At 46.5% G+C, this 26,024-nt stretch carries 33 protein-coding genes; 14 read left to right on the top strand and 19 right to left on the bottom strand.

All coding sequences use genetic code 11. The features are described 5' to 3' along the window. The first annotated feature begins 20 nt into the window (after positions 1 to 20). Genes DES40_RS02825 through DES40_RS02815 form a run of 3 tightly spaced genes read left to right on the top strand, consistent with a single transcriptional unit; the run spans position 21 to position 2,910 of the window. A complete protein-coding gene (locus DES40_RS02825) occupies positions 21 to 695 on the top strand; it encodes a CvpA family protein (protein WP_121099050.1) in 675 nt (224 codons plus the stop codon). Continuing rightward, the gene (gene purF / locus DES40_RS02820; protein WP_121099049.1) at positions 692 to 2,185 is read left to right on the top strand and encodes an amidophosphoribosyltransferase; all 1,494 of its coding nucleotides are present in this window, start codon (positions 692 to 694) and stop codon (positions 2,183 to 2,185) included. The genes DES40_RS02825 and purF overlap by 4 nt, the downstream gene beginning before the upstream one ends. 8 nt (positions 2,186 to 2,193) lie before the next feature. Further along, positions 2,194 to 2,910, top strand: coding sequence for an SDR family NAD(P)-dependent oxidoreductase (locus tag DES40_RS02815; protein WP_121099048.1), 717 nt, complete (start codon positions 2,194 to 2,196; stop codon positions 2,908 to 2,910). Positions 2,911 to 2,926: 16 nt separating this feature from the next. Here DES40_RS02815 and ahr read toward each other — a convergent pair whose 3' ends face one another. From ahr to DES40_RS13430, 12 genes are all read right to left on the bottom strand, one after another. Beyond that, entirely contained in the window at positions 2,927 to 3,931 is a 1,005-nt protein-coding gene (ahr, locus tag DES40_RS02810; protein ID WP_147405838.1) for an NADPH-dependent aldehyde reductase Ahr, read from the bottom strand. 15 nt (positions 3,932 to 3,946) lie between these two features. Then, complete coding sequence (locus tag DES40_RS02805; protein WP_121099047.1) at positions 3,947 to 4,174, bottom strand: helix-turn-helix transcriptional regulator; 228 nt, start codon at positions 4,172 to 4,174, stop codon at positions 3,947 to 3,949. A 2-nt stretch (positions 4,175 to 4,176) separates the two neighbouring features. Further along, on the bottom strand, positions 4,177 to 4,653 hold the full coding sequence (locus DES40_RS02800) for a DUF2178 domain-containing protein (RefSeq protein ID WP_147405837.1): 477 nt from the start codon (positions 4,651 to 4,653) through the stop codon (positions 4,177 to 4,179). 171 nt (positions 4,654 to 4,824) lie between these two features. Further along, on the bottom strand, positions 4,825 to 5,460 hold the full coding sequence (gene pgsA / locus DES40_RS02795) for a CDP-diacylglycerol--glycerol-3-phosphate 3-phosphatidyltransferase (RefSeq protein WP_121099045.1): 636 nt from the start codon (positions 5,458 to 5,460) through the stop codon (positions 4,825 to 4,827). Next, positions 5,457 to 6,134: a CDP-alcohol phosphatidyltransferase family protein gene (locus tag DES40_RS02790; RefSeq protein ID WP_121099044.1), complete on the bottom strand. Its 678-nt coding sequence runs from the start codon at positions 6,132 to 6,134 to the stop codon at positions 5,457 to 5,459. The genes pgsA and DES40_RS02790 overlap by 4 nt, the downstream gene beginning before the upstream one ends. 49 nt (positions 6,135 to 6,183) lie before the next feature. Continuing rightward, positions 6,184 to 8,073, bottom strand: a complete 1,890-nt coding sequence (uvrC, locus tag DES40_RS02785) for an excinuclease ABC subunit UvrC (protein WP_121099043.1) — start codon at positions 8,071 to 8,073, stop codon at positions 6,184 to 6,186. Positions 8,074 to 8,082: 9 nt separating this feature from the next. Next, positions 8,083 to 8,496, bottom strand: a complete 414-nt coding sequence (locus DES40_RS02780) for a DUF2237 family protein (RefSeq protein ID WP_121099042.1) — start codon at positions 8,494 to 8,496, stop codon at positions 8,083 to 8,085. Further along, positions 8,496 to 8,903, bottom strand: a complete 408-nt coding sequence (gene folB, locus DES40_RS02775) for a dihydroneopterin aldolase (protein ID WP_233345363.1) — start codon at positions 8,901 to 8,903, stop codon at positions 8,496 to 8,498. The genes DES40_RS02780 and folB overlap by 1 nt, the downstream gene beginning before the upstream one ends. A 2-nt stretch (positions 8,904 to 8,905) precedes the next feature. After that, positions 8,906 to 9,661: an SDR family oxidoreductase gene (locus DES40_RS02770; RefSeq protein ID WP_121099041.1), complete on the bottom strand. Its 756-nt coding sequence runs from the start codon at positions 9,659 to 9,661 to the stop codon at positions 8,906 to 8,908. Beyond that, a complete protein-coding gene (locus DES40_RS02765) occupies positions 9,658 to 10,047 on the bottom strand; it encodes a 6-pyruvoyl trahydropterin synthase family protein (RefSeq protein ID WP_121099040.1) in 390 nt (129 codons plus the stop codon). The genes DES40_RS02770 and DES40_RS02765 overlap by 4 nt, the downstream gene beginning before the upstream one ends. 16 nt (positions 10,048 to 10,063) lie before the next feature. Further along, on the bottom strand, positions 10,064 to 11,032 hold the full coding sequence (locus DES40_RS02760; protein ID WP_121099039.1) for a calcium/sodium antiporter: 969 nt from the start codon (positions 11,030 to 11,032) through the stop codon (positions 10,064 to 10,066). Between the two features lie 12 nt (positions 11,033 to 11,044). Continuing rightward, positions 11,045 to 11,173: a hypothetical protein gene (locus DES40_RS13430; protein WP_267896605.1), complete on the bottom strand. Its 129-nt coding sequence runs from the start codon at positions 11,171 to 11,173 to the stop codon at positions 11,045 to 11,047. Positions 11,174 to 11,294: 121 nt separating this feature from the next. Between DES40_RS13430 and DES40_RS02755 the strand changes: the two genes are divergently transcribed. Continuing rightward, positions 11,295 to 11,669 carry a VOC family protein gene (locus DES40_RS02755; protein ID WP_121099038.1) on the top strand — a complete coding sequence of 125 codons (375 nt, stop codon included), beginning with the start codon at positions 11,295 to 11,297 and terminating at the stop codon, positions 11,667 to 11,669. A gap of 14 nt (positions 11,670 to 11,683) precedes the next feature. After that, positions 11,684 to 12,145, top strand: coding sequence for a peptidoglycan-binding protein LysM (lysM, locus tag DES40_RS02750; RefSeq protein WP_121099037.1), 462 nt, complete (start codon positions 11,684 to 11,686; stop codon positions 12,143 to 12,145). 315 nt (positions 12,146 to 12,460) lie between these two features. Here lysM and DES40_RS02745 read toward each other — a convergent pair whose 3' ends face one another. Then, positions 12,461 to 12,760 carry an accessory factor UbiK family protein gene (locus tag DES40_RS02745; protein WP_121099036.1) on the bottom strand — a complete coding sequence of 100 codons (300 nt, stop codon included), beginning with the start codon at positions 12,758 to 12,760 and terminating at the stop codon, positions 12,461 to 12,463. A 154-nt stretch (positions 12,761 to 12,914) separates the two neighbouring features. Here DES40_RS02745 and lgt point away from each other — a divergent pair, with 154 nt between their 5' ends. The 7 genes from lgt (at position 12,915) to ychF (ending at position 19,253) form a co-directional block, all read left to right on the top strand. Next, a complete protein-coding gene (gene lgt / locus DES40_RS02740) occupies positions 12,915 to 13,799 on the top strand; it encodes a prolipoprotein diacylglyceryl transferase (RefSeq protein WP_233345361.1) in 885 nt (294 codons plus the stop codon). Further along, positions 13,799 to 14,911, top strand: coding sequence for a class I SAM-dependent methyltransferase (locus DES40_RS02735; RefSeq protein WP_121099035.1), 1,113 nt, complete (start codon positions 13,799 to 13,801; stop codon positions 14,909 to 14,911). Before lgt ends, DES40_RS02735 begins: the two co-directional genes overlap by 1 nt. After that, on the top strand, positions 14,908 to 15,657 hold the full coding sequence (pgeF, locus tag DES40_RS02730; RefSeq protein WP_121099034.1) for a peptidoglycan editing factor PgeF: 750 nt from the start codon (positions 14,908 to 14,910) through the stop codon (positions 15,655 to 15,657). Before DES40_RS02735 ends, pgeF begins: the two co-directional genes overlap by 4 nt. Before the next feature lie 102 nt (positions 15,658 to 15,759). Beyond that, on the top strand, positions 15,760 to 16,701 hold the full coding sequence (locus DES40_RS02725; protein ID WP_121099033.1) for a ribose-phosphate pyrophosphokinase: 942 nt from the start codon (positions 15,760 to 15,762) through the stop codon (positions 16,699 to 16,701). Between the two features lie 180 nt (positions 16,702 to 16,881). Beyond that, positions 16,882 to 17,532: a 50S ribosomal protein L25/general stress protein Ctc gene (locus DES40_RS02720; RefSeq protein ID WP_121099032.1), complete on the top strand. Its 651-nt coding sequence runs from the start codon at positions 16,882 to 16,884 to the stop codon at positions 17,530 to 17,532. Positions 17,533 to 17,581: 49 nt separating this feature from the next. Then, on the top strand, positions 17,582 to 18,151 hold the full coding sequence (gene pth / locus DES40_RS02715; protein WP_121100355.1) for an aminoacyl-tRNA hydrolase: 570 nt from the start codon (positions 17,582 to 17,584) through the stop codon (positions 18,149 to 18,151). 4 nt (positions 18,152 to 18,155) lie between these two features. Further along, positions 18,156 to 19,253, top strand: coding sequence for a redox-regulated ATPase YchF (ychF, locus tag DES40_RS02710; protein WP_121099031.1), 1,098 nt, complete (start codon positions 18,156 to 18,158; stop codon positions 19,251 to 19,253). A gap of 31 nt (positions 19,254 to 19,284) precedes the next feature. Here the strand turns inward: ychF and DES40_RS02705 are convergent, their stop codons facing one another. From DES40_RS02705 to DES40_RS02680, 6 genes are all read right to left on the bottom strand, one after another. Next, positions 19,285 to 19,812 (bottom strand): adenine phosphoribosyltransferase, encoded by a 528-nt coding sequence (locus DES40_RS02705; RefSeq protein ID WP_121099030.1) that lies wholly within the window; start codon positions 19,810 to 19,812, stop codon positions 19,285 to 19,287. Continuing rightward, positions 19,812 to 20,459: a glutathione S-transferase N-terminal domain-containing protein gene (locus DES40_RS02700; protein ID WP_121099029.1), complete on the bottom strand. Its 648-nt coding sequence runs from the start codon at positions 20,457 to 20,459 to the stop codon at positions 19,812 to 19,814. The genes DES40_RS02705 and DES40_RS02700 overlap by 1 nt, the downstream gene beginning before the upstream one ends. Positions 20,460 to 20,475: 16 nt before the next feature. Then, positions 20,476 to 21,717, bottom strand: coding sequence for a CCA tRNA nucleotidyltransferase (locus tag DES40_RS02695; RefSeq protein ID WP_121099028.1), 1,242 nt, complete (start codon positions 21,715 to 21,717; stop codon positions 20,476 to 20,478). Positions 21,718 to 21,731: 14 nt separating this feature from the next. After that, positions 21,732 to 22,550, bottom strand: coding sequence for a polysaccharide deacetylase family protein (locus DES40_RS02690; protein ID WP_170144851.1), 819 nt, complete (start codon positions 22,548 to 22,550; stop codon positions 21,732 to 21,734). A gap of 95 nt (positions 22,551 to 22,645) precedes the next feature. After that, on the bottom strand, positions 22,646 to 23,329 hold the full coding sequence (locus DES40_RS02685) for an NUDIX hydrolase (RefSeq protein ID WP_121099026.1): 684 nt from the start codon (positions 23,327 to 23,329) through the stop codon (positions 22,646 to 22,648). Next, complete coding sequence (locus DES40_RS02680) at positions 23,283 to 23,882, bottom strand: DUF1285 domain-containing protein (protein ID WP_233345360.1); 600 nt, start codon at positions 23,880 to 23,882, stop codon at positions 23,283 to 23,285. Before DES40_RS02680 ends, DES40_RS02685 begins: the two co-directional genes overlap by 47 nt. A gap of 259 nt (positions 23,883 to 24,141) precedes the next feature. Between DES40_RS02680 and DES40_RS02675 the strand changes: the two genes are divergently transcribed. Together DES40_RS02675 and DES40_RS02670 are read left to right on the top strand one after the other, a co-directional pair. Next, a complete protein-coding gene (locus tag DES40_RS02675; RefSeq protein WP_407656780.1) occupies positions 24,142 to 25,086 on the top strand; it encodes an AAA family ATPase in 945 nt (314 codons plus the stop codon). Beyond that, positions 25,087 to 26,019 (top strand): DUF58 domain-containing protein, encoded by a 933-nt coding sequence (locus DES40_RS02670; RefSeq protein ID WP_121099023.1) that lies wholly within the window; start codon positions 25,087 to 25,089, stop codon positions 26,017 to 26,019. It begins immediately after the preceding gene. The last annotated feature ends 5 nt before the right edge of the window (positions 26,020 to 26,024 follow it).

Raw genomic sequence — 26,024 nt, 5'->3', positions numbered from 1 at the left:
TAAAAGGGTAAAACCACGCAATGACTATTGGCTCGATTACCTTCAATGGATTTGATGTTGTTGTTCTCCTGATTCTATTAATTTCGCTTATCATAGCCATACAGAGAGGGTTTCTTAGAGAAGTTCTTTCTCTTCTAGCCCTTTTCATCGCGGGTATAATTGCTCTTTTCGTCTGGGGTCGATTTCGATATGCGGCCCAGAATTTCATTTCACCGTCATGGCTTGCAGACATTGCACTTGGCGTTGGCACCTTCGCTCTCATTTACTTGCTCGGAATATTTATTCTAACAAAGGTGTTCGGAAAGCTAGAGGCGCCCTCCACAAAAATTCTTAACCGTGCCTTAGGTGCAGCATTTGGCGTGTTTCGGGGTTTAATTCTAGCGTCTTTAGGCGTTTTGGTTTTGACCGCTAGCTATCGGGCAAGTGAAGATGCGCAAGATTTCCGTGAATTGATAGAAAGCAATCAAGAGAATCTGCCGCCTGACTTCATTGAAAAAATGCCATATTCTATGCGACAGCAAATGGAAGCAGAACCCAAAGAGTTGCCACAATATCTTCAAAATTCTACTTTCTACCCTTTACTTGACCGCATTGGTGGTGTGATACGCGCTTTACCCTTTGCTAAAATGCGTTCATATGCAGAACGCATTCAAGACGGCGATATTGATGGCATTAGTCGGGAGATTATAAAATGACCGAAGCCTCCTCTCCTCATCCAGACTCAGATGATTTCATGTTTGATCCGAATGAGGATAAAATCCGCGAAGAATGTGGTGTTTTCGGTATTTTCGGCATGGATAATGCCGCCTCACTTACTGCCCTTGGCTTACATGCGCTTCAACATCGTGGGCAAGAAGCCTGCGGCATAGCGAGCTTTGATGGCGCAAAATTTCATTCTGAACGCCATCTTGGTCTTGTTGGAGACAATTTTACAGGGGCTGATCCATCAGAACGCCTCCCCGGCCACATCTCTATTGGACATAATCGTTATTCAACGGCAGGACAAACCGTCCTTCGAAATGTGCAGCCTCTCTTTTCAGAGCTTCATATGGGCGGGTTTGCCCTTGCTCATAACGGCCACATAACAAACGCCTATACCATACGAGAACAACTCGTTGAAAAAGGCGCGTTGTTCCAATCCACATCCGACACAGAGGTCGTTATTCACCTCATTGCGCGCGCCAAAAAGGGTGAATTTATAGACCGTTTTGTCAATGCTATTCGTCAAGTAGATGGTGGATATGCATTTATTGGCATGACCAAAGACATGCTACTTGGCGCAAGAGACCGTTTTGGAATACGCCCTCTTTTAATTGGGCGCTTAGGCGATAGCTATATCTTAGCCTCTGAAACCTGCGCCTTTGATATGATTGGAGCCACTTTCATCCGCGAAGTCGAAGCGGGCGAAGTTGTTGTCATAAATGCGGATGGCATCCGATCATTCACGGCATTCCCGAATGCCAAATCCCGTCCCTGTATATTTGAGTTCGTTTACTTTGCGCGTCCAGATTCAATCGTAAGCGGTAAGAGCGTTTATGAAGTTCGCAAACGCATGGGCCATAGATTAGCGCAAGAAACACCCGCAGATGTAGATGTTATTATTCCCGTACCAGATAGCGGCGTTCCAGCTGCGCTTGGTTTCGCTCAAGAGACAGGCGTGCCTTTTGAACTGGGCATTATTCGAAACCATTATGTAGGACGTACATTTATCCAACCTACACAACAAATTCGCGATATGGGCGTTCGACTTAAACATTCCGCCAATCGCTCCATGATTGAAGGCAAGCGTGTCTTACTCGTAGATGACTCTATCGTTCGCGGTACAACCTCAACAAAAATCGTACGAATGATTAAAGCTGCAGGCGCTAAAGAAGTTCACTTCCGCTCTGCTTCGCCGCCAATCAAACATCCAGATCATTATGGAATCGATATGCCCTCTAAGGACAAATTGATTGCTGCGAATTATGACTTAAAAGCGATGACCGAAATGCTCGAAGTCGATAGTTTGGGATTCCTGTCAGTTGAAGGCTTATATTGGGCGATGGGCGAAACGGAACGTCTAGCCGACGAGCCACAATTTACAGATCATTGCTTCACAGGTGACTACCCAACACCTCTGATTGACCGAGACAGAGATGCCTCGGGCGTCAGCAAGCAACTCTCTTTTCTCGTCGAAGTCGCATAAGGTCTATCATGTCTAAAGCTCTCAATGGCCGCGTCACCCTCGTGACGGGGGCGTCGCGCGGTATTGGTTATGCAGCAAGCTTAGCGTTAGCTGAAGCTGGGTCCGATATCATAGCCCTCGCCCGCACTCAGGGCGGGCTCGAGGCTCTTGATGATGCGATTAAAGAGAAAGGGCAAAGCTGCACAATCGTTCCCATGGATTTAAATCAAGCCGAAGGTATCGACCGGTTAGGTGCTATTATTAATGAACGATGGGGCAAGTTGGACGGGTTGCTCGCAAATGCTGGGATGCTTGGAGACATTACGCCCATCCCTCACCTTGAACCTAAAACATGGGACAAGCTTGTATCCGTAAACCTAACAGCAAATTATCGTCTCATTCGTTCACTAGACCCCTTGCTACGCGCCTCTGATGCAGGACGAGCCCTATTCCTTACATCAGGCGTTGCAAACTCACGCCGCGCCTATTGGGGCGCTTATGCAGCGACAAAAGCTGGTTTAGAAGCCCTGGTACAATGTTATGCTAAAGAGACAGAGGTCACCAACCTAAAGGTCAATCTTCTTAACCCAGGTGCCACCCGTACAGCAATGCGGGCAAAGGCAATGCCCGGCGAGGACCCACAAACCTTGCCGAACCCCTCAGACATCGCGCCCTTGATTGTAAAAATGCTGTCCCCAACATATGCAGAGACAGATCAAATTATAAGTTACCGCGATACTCTCTAGATAACCGTTACGACGGTTAATTCGTCAGAACTATGCGATAGCGGGCCTTACCGCTTTTTAAATGCGCTAACGCATCATTGACGTCTGACATTGGGAAATATTCGACCATGGGCTTGATATTATGGCGTGTGCAGAATTCAAGCATGCGTGCCACCATATCAGGTGAACCAGTATCAGACCCCCCAACAGATTTACCCCCTGAAATAAGTGAAAAAGCAGGAATGCCCATAGGCTTATCAACAGCACCCACTGTAATTAACTGCCCATCCGATCGTAATGTTGCAAGATAACTCGCCCAGTCTAGGTCTACATTGACCGTTGAAATAATGAAGTCAAATTTCCCTCGTAATGCCTTCATCGCGCCTGCATCGCGGCTATTTGCAACATGATGCGCACCCAGTTCTTTAAGCTCTGCTTCTTTGTCCATTGATGAAGTAAAGGCAGTAACTTCGCACCCCCAAGCATGAGCGAATTGTACTGCCAAATGGCCAAGCCCGCCAATGCCAATAACCGCAACACGGTCCGTCGGCTTCAGGCCATAATCCATCATCGGTGCAAATACGGTAATACCCCCACAAAATAGAGGACCAGCAGATTTCGCATCCATTCCATCAGGGAGAGGCACTGCCCAAATGTCCTGTACCTGAATACGGTTGGCAAAACCGCCTTTCGCGGCAATTGTTGACACAGCTGATGTGCAGCGCTGCTGAGACCCTGATAAGCAAGGCGAGCAATGCTGACAAGTTTGAGATGTCCAACCTATGCCGACAGTTTGGCCAACCTCAAGATGCTTGACGGCCTCACCGACTTTACTGATTTTGCCCACAGCTTCATGACCCGGCACCAGTGGATATTGACTTGCACCCCAGTCGTTATTGACCATAGACAAATCTGAGTGACAGAGCCCGCACGCAGAAATTTCGACCTCAACATGGTTCGCCGGTAACGCCCCTGGGTTATAGGTATAGGGCTCTAATCTTCCGCCGGCTTCCATAGCGGCATAGGCTTGTATATCTGACATTCTCTCTCCTAGTTTTTATGTCCAATCTGTGGAGTCAAATACGAACAGACTCTCAATTGGTTCCCCTAGGACATGGGCAATGCGGAAGGCTAATTCAAGCGACGGAGCGTATCTTTCGGCCTCGACTGCAATTATCGTTTGTCGTGTCGCTCCAACACGTTTGGCAAGCTCTACTTGGGAAAGCCCTTCAAGCAAACGCGTGCGTTTTACATGATTGGTAATTTTAGTTTTTTTACCCCCCATGATTACGATCTATACCCCCAAAGAATCACAGCATGCCGATATAAATCGGCGAGATAACTTACGCCGCAAAGTGCAAAGACCATCTCCACCGGCTCTATAACGGAAATAGCACCATGATAGTCTGACCCAACAATATATTGAAGGATAAGCGTAACGACGATAATGCCTAAGCCAATCTGCAGGCCACGATATCCTGCATGACTGCCTCTACGAGCGATATCTATGTCACGCTCGTCTTTTTGAAACTCAGCTTTGCGCTTGCGCAGTTCAAACGCAATGGCAATTCCCGTATGCACAATAATCGTGATAATAATAAATTGAATGAAAAATACGCCTAATTCAGAGGGAGTAAACGCTTTAGGCGTCAAACCAAAATTCCCCGTCATATGTTTCCAAAACCAAATGAATACAGCTCCATCTGCCAAAAGGGTAATCCAACTCTGCCGTTGTGGCTCACTCATATCCTCGATTTTTGTCATTGCGCCTCTCCCGGTGTGTAAAGTATGTTTTACATACAGAAGCCAAGCATCGATGTAAAGTATTTTTGACATAAAGAAATAACGCTATGGCTTTACCACAACGTCAAAAACCTAAAGAAGAAAAGTTTAAAGGGGGCTTCGGACCAAATTACGTGGCAAACGGAATACTAATTACTCTTTCAAACCCGCTTTGAAATATAATGACCCTGTGTACACTGAGAGCAACGCGGCAAGCCACAAACAAGCCAGTCCTAATTTCTGAGCTATGAGAACAATATCAGGAATAACACTATCAATCGGTAGGTAGCTTTTACTGATTATCCATACCAATAAAATCGCTATTGCTAACATTTCAAACGCTGTTTTCCATTTCGCGAGTTTTGTTGGTGGCATGACTCGCCCCGTTAAAGCAGCATGTTCACGTACACCAGAAACCAAAATGTCCCGAAAGATAATAGCCAAAGCTGGTATCAAAAACCATGGGTTACCAAGAGAAACAATACAGAAGGCAATTAAACACCCCGCCACCAACAGTTTATCAGCTATCGGGTCAATCATACGCCCAAAACCGCTTACCACCCTCCATTTTCTGGCGAGATAACCGTCCAAGAAATCAGTCAAAGCCGCTAGTGCAAACAATCCTAATAGGACCCAAGCTCGTCCAAAAAACAATTCCCATTTAAAGGCAAGTGATAGGATCCCAGCAATAAAAAGGGGTACGCTTAGGATCCGAATGACCGTCAGAGCATTCGGCACCCAATACAGCTTGTGACGCTCGGAATTCGGCGATTGTGTGGCAGTGTTCATTCAGACTCACCTTGACTTAACACGCCCACTCTACGGGGTGTCTTGAGAATATTTATCGCTGATATTACCGATAAAAGCGCCGCCACCCATAACACCGCCTGTCCTGTGCCCCAAACCCATGGGGATGCAGCATTAAAGACGTCCATAGCGTTATCCGCCCCTGCTCTATATTTATCGATGGCCTGTGTCAGCCATGGCGAAGCGACTAAGATGCAAACCGCTAACATAGACAGGCCTGATTTCGCATTTCCTAGCTTACTATCATTCCAGCCAAGACGGGATATTTCAAAGCCTCTTGTCAGGCCAATTACAATTTCTCTTATTATGATTATGCCTGCTGGAAGCGCAAAAGGCCAAGCTAATATCCCCTCTTGGTAGATAACAACCAATAAGGCGATAAGAGTGCCGACCACCAGCGTTGTATCGGCTGCGTCATCCACCCATCCGAATTTACGATTCACAGACCGAGATGACCCTCCAAAATAATCATCAAAAATATCCGTTAGCGCCGCTATGATGAACAAAACAGATATCAAAACGGCCATCTTTGTCTCGGGCCAATAAAAATAAATTAACGCCATAATCACAGGCGTGGTCAAAAGACGAATAAGGGTTAAGCCATCAGCAAATGCGCCGCCGGCCTGTTTTGGCGTTATCATTTCTTCTTGCGGCATTTATCCCTCCTAACTTTTCCCTGCTGTCTTATAACACTAATGAAGCGCTTTACCTATCATGGAAATAATCATGAATGAGATGCGCCATTTTCAGGCTTATCCCCTCGACATGCGCCATCTCTTCGACCGATGCGCTTTTCACAGCTTTGGCCGAACCAAAATGCGCGAGCAAGGCTTTTTTGCGACTAGGCCCAATTCCAGAAATTCCATCAAGCGGGTTTTTACGAATGTCTTTTTTCCGTCGGGCCCGATGGGTTCCAATGGCGAACCTATGCGCCTCATCGCGCAGACGTTGAAGATAATATAGAGCGGGCGTTCGCGGCGGCAGGGTAAATTCGGGACTGTTATTCATAAAAAATGTTTCTCGCCCCGCGTTTCTGTCTGGGCCTTTCGCAATCGCCACCAATGTCGTGCGTTCTAATACACCAAGTTCGTCAAGGGTTTCAGTCACAACCGACAACTGTCCTTTGCCGCCATCAATCAAGACAAGATCTGGCCATTCTAGACTTTTATCCTTCGCAAGACGTGAAAAGCGTCGTCGGAAAACTTCGCGCATCATCGCGTAGTCATCGCCTGGGGCCGTCTCTTTATCTTTAATGTTAAAGCTCCGATAATCGCGCTTTTGAAACCCTGAGGGGCCCGCGACGATAAAAGCTCCAATAGCATTTGTTCCTTGAATATGACTATTATCATAAACCTCAATCCGTTCGGGAGGCGCCTCTAATCCGAAAATCTCTTGAAGCTCATCAAGGAGTTTCGCTTGTGACGCTGTTTCAGCCAATTTACGAGCTAAAGCCTCATGCGCATTATTTACAGCATGGCGAATAAGTTTTTTCTTCTCTCCGCGTTCAGGCTTTAGAACCTCGATACGCCGCCCTGACTGTGCTGACAGCGCATCTTCGACCAGATTTAGATTCGGTAGAGATTCGCTAACAAAGATCTGTTTAGGGATAGGTTTATTACTATAAAATTGCGCAATGAACGCTTGTAGGACTTCCCCAGATGTTTCGTCTTTCCCGTGACGTGGAAAATGGGAACTATTCCCCCAATTCTGCCCTGCCCTGAAAAAGAAGACCTGAATACAAGTTTGCCCTCCGCCTGTATAAAGACCAATGACGTCTCCATCTGAGAAAGTCATTGGGTTAAGCCCCCCCGAAGATGCCGTCACTTGCGCCATAGCTTGAATACGGTCACGTAACTCGGCGGCTTTTTCATAGTGTAAATGTTGTGCAGCTTCATTCATTTGCCCCGTAAGGCGTTTACGGAGGGAATCAGATTTTCCTTTCAAAAACTCTTCCGCTTCTTGAATTCGCTCATCATAATCTTGGATTGATATTTCACCCGTACAAGGCGCAGAACAGCGCTTGATCTGATATTGCAGACATGGCCGTGTCCGTGTCTCATAAATACTATCTGTACAATTTCTTAAACGGAACGCCCTTTGCAACGTATCCAAAGTTCTGTTGACCGCTACTGCACTTGCAAAAGGGCCATAATAATCACCTTTAATATTCCTAGCCCCACGGTGCTTATTCACTTGAGCAGCTTCATGGTCTTTGCGGACTAATATATATGGAAAACTTTTGTCATCACGCAGCAAGATATTATAGCGAGGCTTTAATCGCTTAATAAGTGTGGCCTCTAACAAGAGAGCTTCAGTTTCTGACGCGCAAACAACAAACTCCATTTGTGTTGTAGCACTAATCATACGGCGAATGCGGGTCGAATGACGATCGTATTTGGTATAAGCTGTTACGCGCTTCTTTAGGTCCTTTGCCTTCCCGACATAGAGTACAGTGCCGTGTTCATCCATCATCCGGTAGACACCCGGTTTAGACGGTAGGCGTTTCACGTAATCCGCAATACGTTTCACGCCAACGAGTGTAGGCGCTTTTTCGCTTGGTGCATTTTCTGGTGTGGGTGATTCCGTCTCGGACATAAGCCTTAATTAGGCATTGTCGCCATAGACTGCAAATTTCTCAAGCACGGAAAGCTCAATTCTTTCCAAAGCTATTTGGTGTGTCGACTCTAGAAAAACATTTGGAGCCTTTCCTGCAACGTAGGCCTCGCGCCAGCGCTCTAAGCACAGGCACCATCTATCCCCAGCTTTGAGTCCAGGAAAGTTGAATTGCGGCATAGGAGTCGACAAGTCATTTCCGTGTGCTTTGGAAAACGCCAGAAAGTCATCCGTCATTAAAACACATATGATATGCCGACCTCGATCTTTTGGTCCTGTTTCGCAGCAACCATTGCGAAAAAAACCAGTCATTGGAGAAACTGAACACGGTTCAAGCGGCATCCCTAACACATTAAGGTTAGCGGATATTTCTGAATCTTCGCTATAGGGTTGATTGGTCGTCATTATCGACGCCGCAATATCTCAACGCCCGCAGCTTCAGCTTTTAACAGTGCCTGCGGCTTGGATATACGGACAGCACAGCTCAATACTCTTGAGTCATAGCTTAAAGCCCAATCAGCAATACGTTCTGCGAGCGTTTCAACCAGCTGTACATGAGCCTCTAATGCGAGGGCTTCTGCCTTTTCAGCGACCACACTATAATCCAAAGTTTCATGCAAGCGATCTTCGGTTGGCGCAGACATACCGCTCATATCCAATTCAACATCCACAATAATCGGCTGAGATTCTTCGTGTTCATGCGGGTGAACACCAATAGAAGCCTGAATCAGTAAGCCCCGCACAAATATTCGTGTCGTCGGCTCTAAGGCTTGCTTATCTTTCAATCGGCGAAGAATAGACGTTCGTGTCAAGATTATTGTCCTTTATCCAGCTTTATATCAGGCGTTTCCCAGCGTAAATGCTGCCCACTATCCACGGCCAAAAACTGCCCGGTGACCGATGTCGCCGACAAAAGATATGACACTGCCTGTAAAAGACTTTCTGGTGGAGAACCGCGCCCTAATAAAGTTTGCGAGGCTTCTTCAGCGAACTCTAACTCTGACTGTCCTGTATTTTGCAATACTGGCCCCGGACCAATTGCATTCACGCGTATGTTTGGGGCCAAAGCCTGCGCCATTGTTGTTGTGGCCCAATGTAACCCGGCTTTAGAAAGGCTATATGAAAAAAATTGCGGGTTAGGCTTCAACACACGCTGATCGATGATATTGATTATATTCGATCCGCTTGGGGCTTGCGCCGCAAAATGCTGCGAAAGCAGTATTGGGGCCCTCAGATTAGCCTCCATATGATAATCATATGCTGCACGCGTAAAGGTCTCCGCCCGGTCATCTTGGAAGGTCGAGGCATTATTAATGAGAGCCGTGATTGCCTGCCCTGACTTTGAAGATGCGCGTTCAATCAGAGAATCACATTCTTGTGGAACAGAAAGGTTTGCCTGAATTGTAAGAGCTTTGCCCCCTAAACTTTCTATTTCAGACGCTAGGTCATTTGCCTTTTGCTTGCTCCGAAAATAATGAATAATAACAGTCCAGTCATCCGCCGCTAATCCTTTGGACAGATGCGCCCCAATACGCGCAGCGCCGCCAGTAATCAGAACTGTTTTTGTCATGTCACTGAACTATCAGGCAGGACACAATATCGCGCCCGCTCGCCACACGTCGGGCGGCCAACCTCAACGCAAATAAGTCCCGGAAGTTTTAAAGAAAGACGTTCGAAAATCCACATAGCTATTTGCTCGAGGGCGGGTTGTTCTAAGCCTTCAATATTATTCAAAAGAGAGTGATCTAGAGGCTCAACGACCTCTTTCACAAGTGTTTCGATTTTCCAAAGATCCCGTATCCAACCTTTATCAGACTGAGCATCGCCCCGAACAATAACCTTCCCAGTGAAGGAATGCCCATGAATATGCTTGAAAAGGTCGTTCGCATCTGGATGCCCAAAGTAATGCGCGGCTTCAAATTGGAAGTCTTTTTCTATTTCTAAATAGGCAGCCATATTCAGATACAAGCCGTTATGTCAGGCTTCTAGCGATTGCTAACATATAAAGAACATAGCCAATGGTAAATATAGCGCCTGTCTTTCGGCCGATGGGCTTTCGTGTGAGCACAAAAACCAAAAGCGCAAAAGTCACAACAAGCATAACCCACATATCAAACACAAATAGCTGTCTATCAACTTTGACAGGGCCCGTCATTGCTGCTGCACCCATAACAGCGAAAGAGTTAAAAATATTTGATCCTAAGACGTTACCAATCGCCACTTCGGAATGCCCTCTATAAGATGCGATTACCACTGTCGCAATTTCCGGCAAAGATGTTCCAATAGCTATAATTGTGAGTCCGATAATCGTTTCCGACACACCAAAGGCCAAGGCAATTTTTTGTGCATTCTCGACGATTAACCACCCGCCTAAAACAAGACCCGCAATGCCCGAAACCACCCAGAACAGAGATAACAATGTATTGGTTGGCAGGCCATCTTGCCCTTCATCAATCTCTGCCATCTCTTCAAGTATAGGGTCATGCGCCCCAGACTTTGCGAGAGTGAACATCCATATCAAATATAGGATTATCCCTGTAAACAAAATAGCGCCTTGCCAGAAAACCATTGGATTTCCAATGAAGGCTAAAGCGACTAATAAAACAATAGAGACGAAACAGACAAAGCTGTTACGCGCGACACCGCTAATATTAGTGGGTATCGCCATAATAAGCGCAGGTATGCCCAAGGCCAATAGCACATTCGCTATGTTCGAACCGACGACATTTCCTATCGCTAATTCACCTAGTCCACGCATCGTGGCTTGGACACTCACGACCATTTCCGGAGCCGAAGTACCAAAAGCAACAATCGTTAAACCCACAATGAGCGATGGCACGCCCCAATGACGCGCGAGAGCCGCTGCGCCGCGCACCATGACGTCACCCGCAATGAGTAGAACTACAATTCCGAGGATTAAAAGACCAAACGCTAAAAGCATATAAGGAGAACTCTAGTCGAGGCGTTTAAAGTCGATAAAATTTAAGGCGCCAAAAATAATAAAGACCACAGCAAAAGCAAATAAAGCAGGATCAACAGGAAAACCGAAAATTGAAATTCCAGACTGAATTAGAGAAAACATAAGGACAACCCTTTCATAAACCGCAACTCGCGGAAGTTCACATTTAGCGGCTCTATAACGCTCTTATTTCAAAAGTCCAACTGTGGTATGATGTCTTATCAGAGAAAGATAAGGAGCAATCATGGCTAAAATATTAGGTTTAGGCGGTATTTTCATACGATGCCGCGACGTGAAAGCTTATCGTAATTGGTGGTCCGAAGTTATGGGCCTAGATATGAGCGATTGGGGAACATTCGAATGGGAAGATATCAAGACGTCACGGTCCATGTTCAGCCCCTTTTCAGACGACAGCGATTACTTTTCTCCTTCCGAGCATCGCGTGATGATAAATCTCCAAGTCGAAGATGTGCACGAGCTGATTGAACGCGCCCGCTCTGGTGGTGCTGACATCATTGGTGAAATAGATGTCAATGAATATGGAACTTTTGGTTGGTTTATTGACCCAGAAGGGTACAAGATAGAGTTATGGGAAGCGCCTTCTGCGCCCTCAAAATAATATAAGGACTAATTATGTTTGGAATGATCCCTTTTGTGAAAGCGGCTGGTAAAGGCCTCGGCAAAATCTTTGGCAAAGACAAAAAAGAATCAGAAGATGCGCTCAAGAAAGAAGTCGACGAATTTGGGCTTGATACATCAGGTGTAGATATTTCTGTAAATGATGATGGTACGGTTCAAGTTTCGGGCGAAGCCATCAGTCAAGAAATGAAAGAGAAAATCATTCTTGCTGTCGGTAATGTCGAAGGTGTCGGCGGGGTTAAGGATGAGTCTACAGCGAAAGTTGGCGGACGCGAATCACAATTTCATACAGTGGTTAGCGGCGACACTTTATCTGCTATTTCTAAGAAGTATTATGGCACATGGCGTCTTTATCCTGAAATTTTCGAAGCCAATAAACCAATGTTGTCAGATCCTGACAAAATCTACCCAGGTCAAGTTTTGCGCATTCCTGCAATTAGCACTGCAACGTCATAATCCCACAAGAGATGATGAAATGAAAAAACGGGCCTCAATCGAGGCCCGTTTTTTTATAGACTTATATCTATATAGACAGTGGCGGGACTGTTCGGTGGTATGAGTTAGAGAGAGAAAACCTCACAATCACCAAAGAGCCTCCGCCCTGCTACGTGCCCTGTTATGACTCAATCGGATGACTCGTCATTAAGGGGGGACGCACGCAAAATATGATATACAATATGCGCATTGAACTTAACCTGACACACATGTTGTCTAAGGTTCACCTACCTAAGAATTTGGTAAGGTTGTACAGGTCAGAAATTTCGACCTAATTTACTTGGTAGAAGGCGTTTTCTTAGCCGCTGACTTTTTAGCCGCAGGCTTCTTTTGAGCAGAGCGTTTTGCCGTGGCAGGTTTTGCAGCCTTTAACGCTTCAATTTCAGCCAAAGCCTTATCTAAGCGGGCTTTAAGAACTTCATGCTCATCACGGCTGACAAGATCCATATCCGCAATAAACTTTTCCGCTTGCGATCGCGTCATGGCTTTAACTTCATCACCAACGCCTTTTAAAGCGCCAGCCGCATTGGTAATAAAGTTTGACAGGTCTTCAAAAGGTTTAGAACGGCTTTGCATAATAGATCCTATAGGCTCTCTGGCATTTTATACGAGTTTAGCTTTGCGTCATAGATAGGGACAGGTTAGAGCAAAATCCAGTTGCTTGAATGTCACTGACTAAGAATTTTTCACAACAGCAGAGCCAATCTGCTCCTACAGGAAAGAATATCCCATGATATTGGCTTTAATGTCTGACATAAACGCTATCGTTTTCCCAACATGGTTGAAGGATGAAGCTTTCGGATTCGGTCCTATTTCCGTAAAATGGTATGGGCTAGCCTATTTGGTCGGCATTTTTGGCGCCTATTATTATGCAAGCCGAATAGCGGCTCGCAAAGACGTTTGGTTGTCAGGTCAAGTCACGAGGCTGCCTGAACTGATACCGAACAAGGTAATGTTGCAAGACCTTATGTTTTACTGCCTCCTCGGGATTATCATAGGCGGCCGTTTAGGCTACATCCTTTTCTACTCAACTTCGACCATTTGGACTGACCCGGTCGAGATTTTCAAAATCTGGACCGGCGGGATGAGCTTTCATGGCGGCTTCCTCGGAGTCTGTGCGGGCGTTTATTACATGCATTGGCGTCATAAATTAGGCCTTATGCGGATTGCTGACCTAACAGCCATTGGCGCTCCCATTGGATTAGGACTTGTTCGTCTTACCAATTTTATCAATCAAGAACTATATGGCCGCGTAACAGATGTACCTTGGGCCTTTATTTTTAAAACTGCCCCTGACTCACAACCAAGACACCCGAGCCAGCTCTATGAATCATTTTTAGAAGGCCTTGTAATCTGGCTCATCCTGCGCATTCTTTGTACTAAATTTAAAGCCCTTACTCGGCCTGGTGTCTGTGCAGGCACGTTTATTATGCTCTATGGTATCTTCAGGTTTAGTGTCGAATTTGTACGTGAACCAGACAATATTCCACAATTCGAGCCTTTGACACGCGGTATGGTCTATTCATTGCCAATGATTTTCGTGGGTTTAGCTATTATTATCTGGGCGGCGCGCAGGACACCAGTTTCCCCTAAATATCCTGTTGCTCCAAAATAATGCCAACTGCACTTGAAAGCCGATTAAAATCATTAATTCGCGACACGGGCCCGATAAGTGTTGCCGAATATATGACGTTTTGCTTGCTAGACCCAGTTAACGGTTTTTATCCTACTCGTGACCCCCTTGGCAGTGAGGGAGACTTCATAACCGCTCCTGAAATCAGTCAAATGTTTGGTGAGGTATTAGGGTTGTTCGTCTTACAAAGCTGGATAGACCTTGGGAAACCAGAACAAATTTATCTTATTGAGCTTGGGCCAGGACGCGGCGTTATGATGGCGGATATGCTTCGCGCTGCCAATCTAGATAAAGACTTTGCCAAAGCTGTGACCGTCATTCTCATTGAGGCCTCCGCCGCTTTAGAAGCCGTGCAAGGGCAGACTCTGGGACAGACAGGCGTTATGGTTCAGTGGGCGAAATCACTCGATGACGTTCCAGCTGGGCCCTCCATTATAATTGGCAATGAATTTTTGGATTGCCTCCCTATTCGTCAATTTATTCAACGCGATCCTTTCGCAAAAGAAAATGGTTGGCATGAACGCTATGTCGGATTGGATGACTCAAATAATCTACGATTTGAAATTGGCCCTGAACCTGCCAGCGAGACGGCAAAAAGCTTTCTACCCAAAGGTCATGTCGAAGCAAAACTTGACGACCTGATTGAAGCATGCCCCGCTGCACACCAAATTATTGATACATTAAAGTTAAGGTTCGAAGCCGATAAAGGCCGGGCTCTTTTCATTGATTATGGTCCAGAAACCACTGAGTTTGGCGACACATTACAGGCGCTTAAGCGTCACAAAAAAATCGGGGTGTTTGAACAGCCCGGTGAAAGCGACCTAACGGCACGTGTGGATTTCGAAGCCCTAAGCGATAATGCTCTATCTCAAGATCTTTCCGTGAACGGCCCAATACCGCAAAGAGAATTACTCTCCAAGCTCGGTCTTGAAATGCGCGCTGTGGCCCTAGCGCGGGCAAAGCCTGAGGCAAAGTCTTTGATAGCCCGACAACTTCATCGCCTGACCGACCAAGCTGAAATGGGCGAGCTATTTAAAGCGATATGTCTTCAGTCAAAAGACCTCCCTACCCCTTTAGGATTCCGTGAAACATGATTGAAGGTTCAAAAACGCACCCTTTGTTAAAATCCACTCATGGGTTTTTCGGACGCAAAGGCGGTGTGTCGCAGGGCGTGTATGAAAGCCTCAATGCAGGTCAGCGCTCAGATGATAAACCTGAAAACATAGTGAAAAACCGTCATTTGATAGCCGATGCCTTAGGCGCTGATCACTTAGTAAGCCTCTCACAGATCCATTCTGACCGAGTGGAAATTATAACAGAAGCGCCAAACGAGCCTTTAGAAGCAGATGGGCTTGTTACAACCGTGAAAGGCCTCGCTATTTCAGCCCTCTCGGCGGATTGCGGGCCAATCTTATTCGAAGACGTTAAAAACGGGGTTATAGGCGCGTGTCATGCTGGGTGGCGCGGTGCCCTAGGGGGCATAATAGAAAGCACAGTTGCCGCAATGTGCGAAACGGGCGCGGATACCACAAAAATAAGGGCGGTATTGGGGCCCTGTATAAGCCAACCCAATTATGAAGTCGGAGAGACCTTCAAATCAGAGTTCATTGAAATTGATGACGGATACTCACAATTTTTCATAAATATGGATAAAAACAGTCCTCACTTTGACCTCCCAGCTTTCATCTTGTCACGCCTGAAAGCGAGCGGAATCGAGCATTGCACATGGACGGGTGATTGCACATATGCCGATAAAGAGACCTATTTTAGCTATCGTCGGAACACGCATGAGAACCTAAGCGGATATGGCCGTAATATTTCTGCCATAATCCGCAACTGAATCACCCCTACCCCCTAGACTCACGCACAGGGGCTGACTAAGGCTCCCTTAACACGACCGGGAGGCTTATTTCGAGCCAGCCCTTGATACGGACCAAATGTCATGAAGCTAATCAGCGGCACAGCCAATGAAGCCCTTTCACGAGAAATTGCAGATGTTCTCGATATCCCTCTGACCTCGGTCGACATTGAACGGTTTCGCGACCAAGAAATTTTCGCCAAAATTAACGAAAACGTGCGTGGCGAGGATATTTTCCTGATCCAGCCAACCTCTGCACCCGCTAATGACCATTTGATGGAATTGTTAATCCTAATCGACGCACTGGTTCGGGCTTCGGCACAACGCATTACGGCCGTTATCCCTTATTTTGGCTATGCACGCCAAGACCGCAAAACGGGTGGACGAACTCCGATTTCAGCAAAACTGGTCGCCAATCTAGTATCAAAAGCTGGTGCGCACCGCGTTTTAACCGTTGATCTTCACGCAGGGCAAATTCAGGGCTTTTTCGACATCCCTACTGACAACCTATTTGGGCAGCCCGTGTTTGTTGATGATATTCGCGACAAATTTTCTGCCAAAGACCGCGAAAACTTGCTGTTTGTGTCACCTGATACAGGCGGCGTAGTCAGAACGCGGTCAATTGCTAAGCAATTTAATGCCGACATCGCAATTGTGGACAAACGCCGTCCTAAAGCAGGCGAATCAGAAGTTATGAACATCATCGGCGATGTCGCAGGTCGCACCTGTATTCTTTATGATGACATCATCGATTCGGGCGGCACACTGTGTAATGCAGCGAAAGCCCTTAAGGATCACGGAGCGAATTCTGTTTCCGCCTATATCACACACGGTGTTTTATCAGACCCAGCCGTAGAACGTATAACCAAGTCAGAATTAACCGAAGTCGTTATCACAAATACAATCTGCCAACCACAGGCCGTAAAAGACTGCGAGAAGATTCGCGAATGTTCCACAGGACGCCTCTTGGGGGAGGCTATTCGTCGTATTGCCAATGACGAAAGTGTATCAAAGCTGTTTGGATAAGCCGTTTAACAGAGAATAGCTGCATATTTTTGCGCTATCCCCTCTTGCGTAGACGCCTTGCTTTGCTTATAGAGCCGCGACTAAACGCGTGTTGCAAAGCAAACAAGTGTAAGGGCCGCCCAAAGGCGGCTTTATCTTTTTTGAAGCAACGGGCCGCATGACCATTAAAGGACGAAGACAATGAGTGTTGTTTTGGACGTAGAAATCCGTGAAGCCACGGGAACAGGTAACTCACGCGAAGCACGCCGTAACGGTTTTGTGCCAGGTGTAATTTATGGCGGCGACGAAGCCCCTGTAACGATTTCAGCAAAATTCAATGAAGTGTTAAGAGCTATCAATACTGGCCAATTCCTTCAATCCATGATTGAAATTTCCCATGACGGTAAAAAACAAAAAGTTCTGACCAAAGACGTTCAGTTCCACCCTGTTAGTGACATGCCTGTCCATATGGATCTTTTCCGCGTAACTAATAAAACAATCATCGAAGTTGAAGTTTCTGTGAACTTTGTTGGCGATGAAAACTCACCTGGTCTTAAAGAAGGCGGTGTATTGAACGTTGTTCGCCACGCTATCGAAGTGAAATGTCCAGCGGGTTCTATTCCAGACCACATTGACGTTGATATCTCTAAAATGGAAATCGGCGATAGCATTCACATTTCAGAAGTAGACCTTCCAAAAGATGTGAAACCAGCGATTACAGATCGTGACTTCACTATCGCAACAGTTCTTGCCTCTCGCTCATCCAAATTGGCTGAAGGTGAAGCATCCGCTGATGGCGAAGAAGCAGAAGCAGGCGACGTTCCTGCGACTGAGCAAAAAGACGAAGACTAAGCCTTTTATGTGGCTGTCCAAGCTGTTCAGACGGACAGCGGAGCCTGACATGCAAATTTGGGTAGGATTAGGAAATCCCGGCGGGAAATACGCCGGGAATCGTCATAACATTGGCTTTATGGCTATGGATGCCATTGCTGATGATTTTAACCTCCCTCCCGCAAAAACCCAGTTCAAAGGATTAACTCGGCAAGGCCTTATCGCTGGTCAAAAAATCCTATTGCTAAAACCCACTACTTTTATGAATGAGTCAGGGCAATCAGTTCAAGCTGCCATGTCCTTTTATAAAGTCCCACTAGAAAACGTCTGCGTGTTCCATGACGAGCTGGATTTAGACTTTGGCAAAGTAAGGTTGAAAGTTGGCGGCGGTATAGCGGGGCACAACGGCTTACGCTCCATCAAACAACATTGTGGAAATGAATACCGTCGCGTCCGAATTGGCATTGACCATCCCGGCCACAAAGACAAAGTCCACAGCCATGTCTTATCAGACTTCCGCAAGGACGAAATCAATATGCGTGATGACATATTAAATGCCTTTGGGAAATATGCTGACCTCCTTGCAGGTGGCCAAGCGGACCTGTTTCAAACGCGTGTTAGCGAATATATAAAAGGATAGCATTATGGGATTTCAATGCGGCATAGTCGGATTACCGAATGTTGGAAAATCTACACTTTTCAACGCCTTAACAAAAACCGCTAATGCTCAGGCGGCCAATTACCCATTCTGTACTATCGAACCCAATGTAGGCGATGTGGCTGTCCCTGAACCGCGCCTTACCAAAATTGCGGCTATTGGTGGTTCGGCTCAAATTATACCGGCCCGTATGAATTTCGTTGATATTGCAGGCCTTGTTAAAGGTGCTTCAAAAGGTGAAGGTATGGGCAACCAGTTCCTTGCCAATATCCGCGAAACCGACGCGATTATTTATGTTCTTCGCTGTTTCGAAGATGATGACATCACCCATGTCGATGGCCGCATTGACCCGATGTCTGACTTTGAAACGATTGAAACAGAACTTATGCTTGCTGATCTTGAAAGCCTTGAAAAACGGAAACCTGGCTTAGAGAAAAAGTTAAAGCAAGGTGACAAGGATGCTGTTCAAACCATGCGCCTTATCGAAACGGCGATTACTGTATTAGAAGACGGTAAACCCGCCCGTACGGCAGACATCGATTCTGATGATGCCAAAGCTTGGCGTATGTTACAGCTTTTGACATCAAAACCCGTACTCTATGTCGCCAATGTTGATGAAGACAGCGCCGCAGAAGGCAACGCCTTTTCGTCAAAAGTCGTCGCTCATGCAGAATCTGAAGGTGCACAAGCAGTAATCATATCTGCACAAATTGAATCTGAAATGGCCGTCCTTGAAGATGAGGAGCAGGCTGAGTATTTGGATGCAATTGGTTTGGAAGAACCTGGACTTAATCGCTTAATTCGTTCTGGCTATGCGTTGCTTGGCCTTCAGACCTATTTCACCGTCGGCCCAAAAGAAGCAAGAGCTTGGACGTTCCAAAAAGGTTGGACGGCCCCCAAATGCGCAGGTGTTATCCATGGCGACTTTGAAAAAGGGTTCATTCGTGCTGAAACAACAGCATATGAAGACTATGTTCAGTTCAATGGAGAACAAGGCGCGAAAGAAGCAGGCAAAGTACGCCAAGAAGGTAAGGAATATATTGTCAAAGACGGCGACATCATGTTGTTTAAATTCAACGTATAAGAGCGCCTGCCTTTTACCAGCACAGCTTTGTTTAGTCTGCGTAACTAATAAGAGACGATACCGCCGTGCCCTGCTCTATGATTTTCTTGGAGCCGCCTAAGCTTGGAAGATCCACAACAAAGCTGGCCCCAACCACATCAAGCTCACAACGCTTCAAGAGTTTAAGCGCCGCTAGTGCCGTTCCGCCGGTTGCTATTAAATCGTCAATGAGCAGTACTCTCTGCCCTGCCTCCACATCATCTATTGAGATTTCTAAGGTGTCTTGACCATATTCCAAGTCATAGCTTTCGGATATGACATTACCAGGCAGTTTTCCCGACTTGCGAATTGGAATGAAGCCAAGCCCCAGAGCCGATGCTACGGCTGCGCCAAATATGAAACCTCGGGCATCAATGCCCGCGACGGCATCAAGTCCTTCATGAGTGACCTCAGAGACAATCTTATCAATGGCAATATTAAAGGCGACACGGTTAGCAAGAAGAGGCGTTATATCCCGAAACTGAATTCCTGGTTTTGGGTAATCAGGAATTAAACGAATATGATCTTCAAGCTTTAACATTATCTGTTCACAGCATCTGTTTCGGGCAAGACGTGATCCTCAGCAAAAGCTCGCATTTCCCATTCCAAATAATCCTCATCACTCATCAGTTCAGAGATATAGGTATCAGAACGTACGCTACGCGGCAGATCGTAACTCGTAAAGCGCGTGGCTACAGGCATGTAAAACGCATCAGCAATTGACCACTCATTGAATAAATAAGGCCCATCATGACGACTGAGCAAATCATCCCATAGCGCACAGATTTCAGCCGCATCATCAAGGCAGTCTTGCGGCATTTTAGTCGAAGTTCTTCGTCGAAGATTCATCGGAGCTTCTCGGCGAATAGCTTCAAACCCAGTATGCATTTTTTCGACGGCTTCAAGCGCCAACGCTTTGTGACCAGCATCTTTCGGCCATAGATTAGGTACAGCTTTGGCTGCAAACTCACAAATAGCAAGACTATCAGGGAGATAGTCATCATTTACGCGTAAAACGGGCACAGTGCCTTCATCAGAAAGTGCCAGCAACTTATCTTTATACCCCGGTATATCGAGATCGATGACTTCTTCATCAAAAGGCAACTCTGCCTTTCGCAGAACCATCCAAGGGCGAAGCGACCACGAGGAATAATTATAATTCCCGATAAAAAGTGTAAGAGCTGACATCCTATCTATTTAGAGCTTAACCCAGCATTTTCAAAGCGATAAGCAGTTTTTCTTTATCGGCCGTAAATCCACTCCGAACCCAAAGTGCCTTCAGCGCTTCTATTGCACGGCCCATTTGCGGCCCAGACTTGAGACCTGCGGCTTGTAAGTCTTTACCAGAGAGGGGAAATTCGGGTTCGATCCAATTCTTTGCGACCGATGCGAACGCCATCCACCGTCTACTCCGAATAACATCTCCCTCTCCCGCGGCACGTAGATATAATCTGTCTAACGCCGTTTGTTGGCCAGCCCCATAAATAGCAATTTTACGATCGCGCTCATTTGCCTCAGGATCAAAGTTTGATGCATCATCAGCCCAAGATCTCAGCCGTTTAGTCTCAGCGTTCGACATTTTCATGCGTTTACAAAGAAGCGCCATTTGTAAGGGCTCGCGCGGACTCATTGCCATCAAACGTAAAAGCGGGTCTGGCGATAGAGACTCTCGTCTCTCTAAGGCTAATAACTGTTCCAAACCATCTACATTAGTCGCTTCTGGTAAGACTGATTCTAAAACTTCATTAGTCAACATGATGTGAAGCGCGCGAGTGGGATTTGAAGCTGAGAGAAGTTTCTTAATTTCCGACCAAACGCGTTCGACTGAAAGTGTTTTCAGTCCATTCCGGTTTTCACGGCAGGCTCTTAACGATGCGGCATCAACTTTTGCGGAACCACCATACCAAGCCAAGAAACGGAAAAACCGTAAAATACGAAGATAATCCTCTTGAACCCTTATATTGGCCTCTCCAACGAAACGTAAACGCCGTTCTTGCAGGTCACTCAACCCCATTGAGGTTGGGTCATAGATGTTACCTTCAACATCAGCATAAAGCGCATTAAAGGTTAAATCCCTACGTTGTGCATCTTCGCTCCAATCCGTGGTATATGCCACGACAGCGCGGCGACCATCCGTCTCAACATCTCGCCGTAGACTCGTGATTTCAAATGGTTTTCCACCTATCACAGCCGTAACAGTGCCGTGGTCAACCCCAGTCTCGATATATCGAATACTAGACAATCCCAAGAGCTTAACAACGCTTCTAGGCTCCATCGCTACGGCCAGGTCAATGTCACTAACAGATTCGCCCAATAGCGTATTGCGAACGCATCCCCCAACAAATCGCAAGCTACCATTTGGGAAAGCTTCAAATAATGTTCTGACAGCTTCACTCATCATCCATGGTGAATTCTCTGGCGTTAATTTTGTGGGCAAGGTTGTCATCGCGCTACCCTATATTAGAGCCCCAACGCGTCCATAGTTTTTTCCCCAAATCCATAATAAGCATCGGGATAACCCGTATCACTTATGCCTGTTTCCATAGCCAAGACTGATAGAAGGCTACGTCCGCGTATAGGAGTTGAAGGTTGAACTTGATAAAAACTATGTGACAGGGCCTTGTCAGCATCGACAAATTCCCAACCGTCGTCACTTAAGGCTTGTAAAACATCACCTAGAAACAACCCGTTTAAAATATTGTGATGCATCAATAAGATATGCGGTATGTCGCCGTGACTAATTTTTTCTGCCAAATTCTGAAAATGGCGTGATAACTTCACGACCATTTCCACATAATATTTTTTATAGGTTGATACGCCCATTTTTGGGTTTTCACTTAAACGTTTTTCAAACCGCGAAGCCGTGTACCAATCTATTGAATCAATCGTAACGGGTGCCGGCAAAAATCCATTTGCCCTCAAAAACGTTCTGTAGATTTCAATTTTCTCAGAGTTTCCTCCTTCAGCCAAAAATGGAAACCTGAAATATTTTTCATATGCTGAATAAGACTTGAGACGTTCGTGATTCTTTAAAATATCAGCCTTGATAAGTTCATGATCCTCAGAGCTGGAGTTCAGATGACTATAACTGTGGTTCCCAATCACATGGCCAGCCTCTTGCCAAGTTTTTAATACTCTGTCCCCTAATTCATGCTCAACGAACTTACCTGAAACAAAACCCGCAGCCTTGTGACTAAAGCGGTCAAATGCAGAAAGAATTCTTGCGTTTCTTTCGAGCGGCGTCAAAACCTTGTCAAAGCTAAGACTGAAATCATCCATTGTCACAGCTAGTCGAGGACGTGGTTTTGTTATTATTGACGGCGCACAAGATAGACAGGCGGTAGCCGCCACCCCTGATAAAAAGTCGCGCCTTTTCATAGGGTTGTGCTGACAGCATAAAGCCTTAAATAAAGCCGATAAATCATCATTGCAGTCATCCCCCAGACATTTCTGTGTACACCTTGCGGATCATCATAGGGCATATCAATCAATTTGTGATCGCGCCCATCAAAAAAAACCTCTCTGGGTTTATGGTTATGACTATTCATAAAAAAGTCGAGGGGTACTTCAAATATATCTTCCACCTCATCTGGGTTAGCCGTCATATCCGCCTGTGGGTCTAGCACCCCAAAAAAGGGGGTAATACGATAAGAACTAACCGCATCAAATGATGGCAATCGCCCCACAAGAGTTACATTTTCGGGCTTAACACCGATTTCTTCATGCGTTTCGCGCAGGGCCGTAGTCTCAACAGACTCTCCTTTTTCGCGTTTACCACCAGGAAAGCTAATTTGTCCGGGGTGAGACGGCATAGTTTCCGGACGTTGCGTAAGCACCATGTGCCATCCTGTTGGACGCTTCACCAAAAGCCCCAACACTGCGGCAACTCTTTGTCCTTCGCGTTTAACATTTTCTGAGCCATCCGTGATTGCCAAAGGTAAAAGCACGTCAGAAAGACGTGATAGCACGGTTTCTTTCGAGGCTGATTGCCAGTCCAATCCAATCTCCCTATTAAGCCGCATGAATTCCAGCTGGGCCCAGAGCAAAAAACTCGCCATTGGCCCACACGCCTAATTGCGGCCCATCTACGGTTTCGCGCTCGACGGCTAATTCGACCAGCTCATAAAACACCGGACGAGCCATTGCCGCTTGAAGGCGTCCTCTGACTCTCACGAAGGGAGAAGGTTCTAATGTTTCCGAATTGGTTTCTACCCAGATGGGGTGCTGCGCTCCGGCCTCAACAACATCATCCAGATTCGTTGTGAAGAAGAGTCTTTGCTCTTCGCCTTCTCCTTGAACATCAACACGGGTGGCAATGAAATGAGCATGTTCTACTTGGATCGCAATTTTCTCAACAGGCGTGACTAAATAAGTTTCACCGTCTTCATCTTTGCGCAACACAGAAGCGAAAAGCGAAATCAAGCCTTTGCGGTTTATAGGCGAACCTTCATGCCACCAAGAGCCGTCAGATTTAATGACCAGATCCATTTCACCACAATGATCAGGGTTCCAACGCTCAACTGGACGCTCACCCGCTTCAGTGTCTTTCAGTGCTGCCAACAGATCCTGCAAAGAAAACTGCGACTTACCGCCATTTAACGGGTTTTCCATAGACTTTCGTTCTACCCTCATTCAGGAAATACGTAATGAATCACAGCTTCGTCATTGACGGCGATTCCGCAAGACTTAACTGCATAGAGCATGATAAGTCTGCATCGCTGAACATGACCTTAATTTCCGCAAGGTCATTAAGCCATAATTGAATGAAAATGAGTACACATATATGTCCATAAGAACTCCATCCATCAGTTCCTCTGTAAATCAAGACGTTAATGTCAGCAAAAAAATTGAAGCAGAAGCTGAAAAAGCGATGACACGCCTAAATACGGCTCAAACCGAAATTGGAGGTGTTATTATCGGACAACGTCAAGTCGTTGATTTAACCCTCATCTCTATTTTATCTGGTGGCCATGCTTTGCTTGTGGGGGTGCCGGGCTTGGCAAAGTCCCTATTGGTAGAAACAATCGGCACAGTTTTAGGGCTTTCTGAAAAACGTGTGCAGTTTACGCCTGACCTTATGCCCGCGGATATCTTGGGCACAGAAGTGTTAGAAGAAAGCGAGACAGGCAAACGCGCCTTCCGCTTTATAAAGGGCCCAGTATTCAGCCAACTCTTAATGGCAGATGAAATCAACCGCGCCTCACCCCGTACTCAATCCGCGCTACTGCAAGCCATGCAAGAAAAGATAGTGACCATTGCAGGCAAAACACATGCCTTACCCAAACCGTTTCATGTCTTAGCGACCCAAAACCCGATTGAACAAGAAGGAACATACCCTCTTCCAGAAGCGCAGTTAGACCGTTTTCTATTACAAATTAATGTCGACTTCCCTACGCTAGATACTGAACGGACTATACTTCTTGCCACAACAGGTGCGAGTGAGGCGACGGCTAAAAAGGCTATGACGGCAAAACAACTTGCTGATATGCAGACATTGGTTCGCCAATTGCCTGTTAGCGAGAAAGTTGTCGAGGCCATTTTAACGCTCACTCGAAATGCAAGGCCCGCTCAAACCGAACTTGAACTCGTGAAGTCTTCTGTTTCATGGGGGCCTGGCCCTCGTGCAGGACAAGCACTTATGCTCGCCACGCGTGCCAAGGCCCTATTAGAGGGTCGCTTGTCACCCAGCATTGATGATGTGCTTGAACTTGCAGGGCCTGTCTTACAACACCGTATGGCCTTGAGTTTTGCAGCGCGTGCCAATGGCTTGCAACTCTCTGACATCATAGAGCCCCTAAAGGCTTCCATTCGCTAGATGGTTGACGTCCCACTGAATTTCAAACAAGTGCCTAAGACTTTGGACAACCAAAACTCTGCCATTAGGCTCAAAGCTCGCACGCTCGCAGCGAGTTATCCAAGCCTGTTGGCAGAGGCAAAGCGTGTCTCATCCATTATGGCGACGGGTCTACACGGGCGTCGAAAAGCAGGACAAGGTGAAACGTTTTGGCAATATCGCCCTTATGATAGCTCCGATGCAGCCAGCAGAATTGACTGGCGGCGCTCTGCACGCGGAGATTCGCTCTTCGTGCGGGACAATGAATGGGAAGCCGCCAATACAATCTACTTTTGGCAAGATAGGTCCGTTGGTATGGACTGGGCCTCTTCGCCTAACCTCCCCTTAAAATCAGAACGAGCCGCTATTATTCTTTTGGCGCTTTCACATCTTTTGATGCAAGGGGGTGAACGCTGCCTAATCATGGGGCAAGATAGTCGGTCACGAACGGGGCGCACGGGATTGGATCGGCTTTTTGAAGACTATATGCGAAATTCTGGTCATCTGTCAGACTTCAAAGCCGACGTTAAACCTCACTCAAAGGTCATAATTGCCTCAGACTTTTTAGGCCCAATTGATCACTGGCGAGAAAGCCTTGCAAAGCTCGCCTCACACCCCACACAGGGTATATTGGTGCACATAATTGACCCTGCTGAACGCGCTTTTCCCTATAAAGGAAGAGTGCAATTAAAAATGCCCGGGTTAGATTCGGTTAAATCTCTCATTGTTGGCCGCGCTGAAACCGCTCAGAGCCGCTACCAAGCTAGATTTGAACAACATAAATTAGATGTGGAGTCTTTAGGGCGTCGACTCGGCTGGCAGGTAGTTCGCCATCAAACGGATAAGGCGGCCACTCTTAGTCTTAGTGAACTACACGGACTAGTATCTGGGCACCCCATCAGTGTATTGTCATGATTATA

Source organism: Litorimonas taeanensis (genome assembly GCF_003634015.1).
GTDB classification, from domain to species: domain Bacteria; phylum Pseudomonadota; class Alphaproteobacteria; order Caulobacterales; family Maricaulaceae; genus Litorimonas; species Litorimonas taeanensis.
Note: the sequence above shows the minus strand (reverse complement) of the source record. Positions and strands in the feature narration are given on the sequence as shown.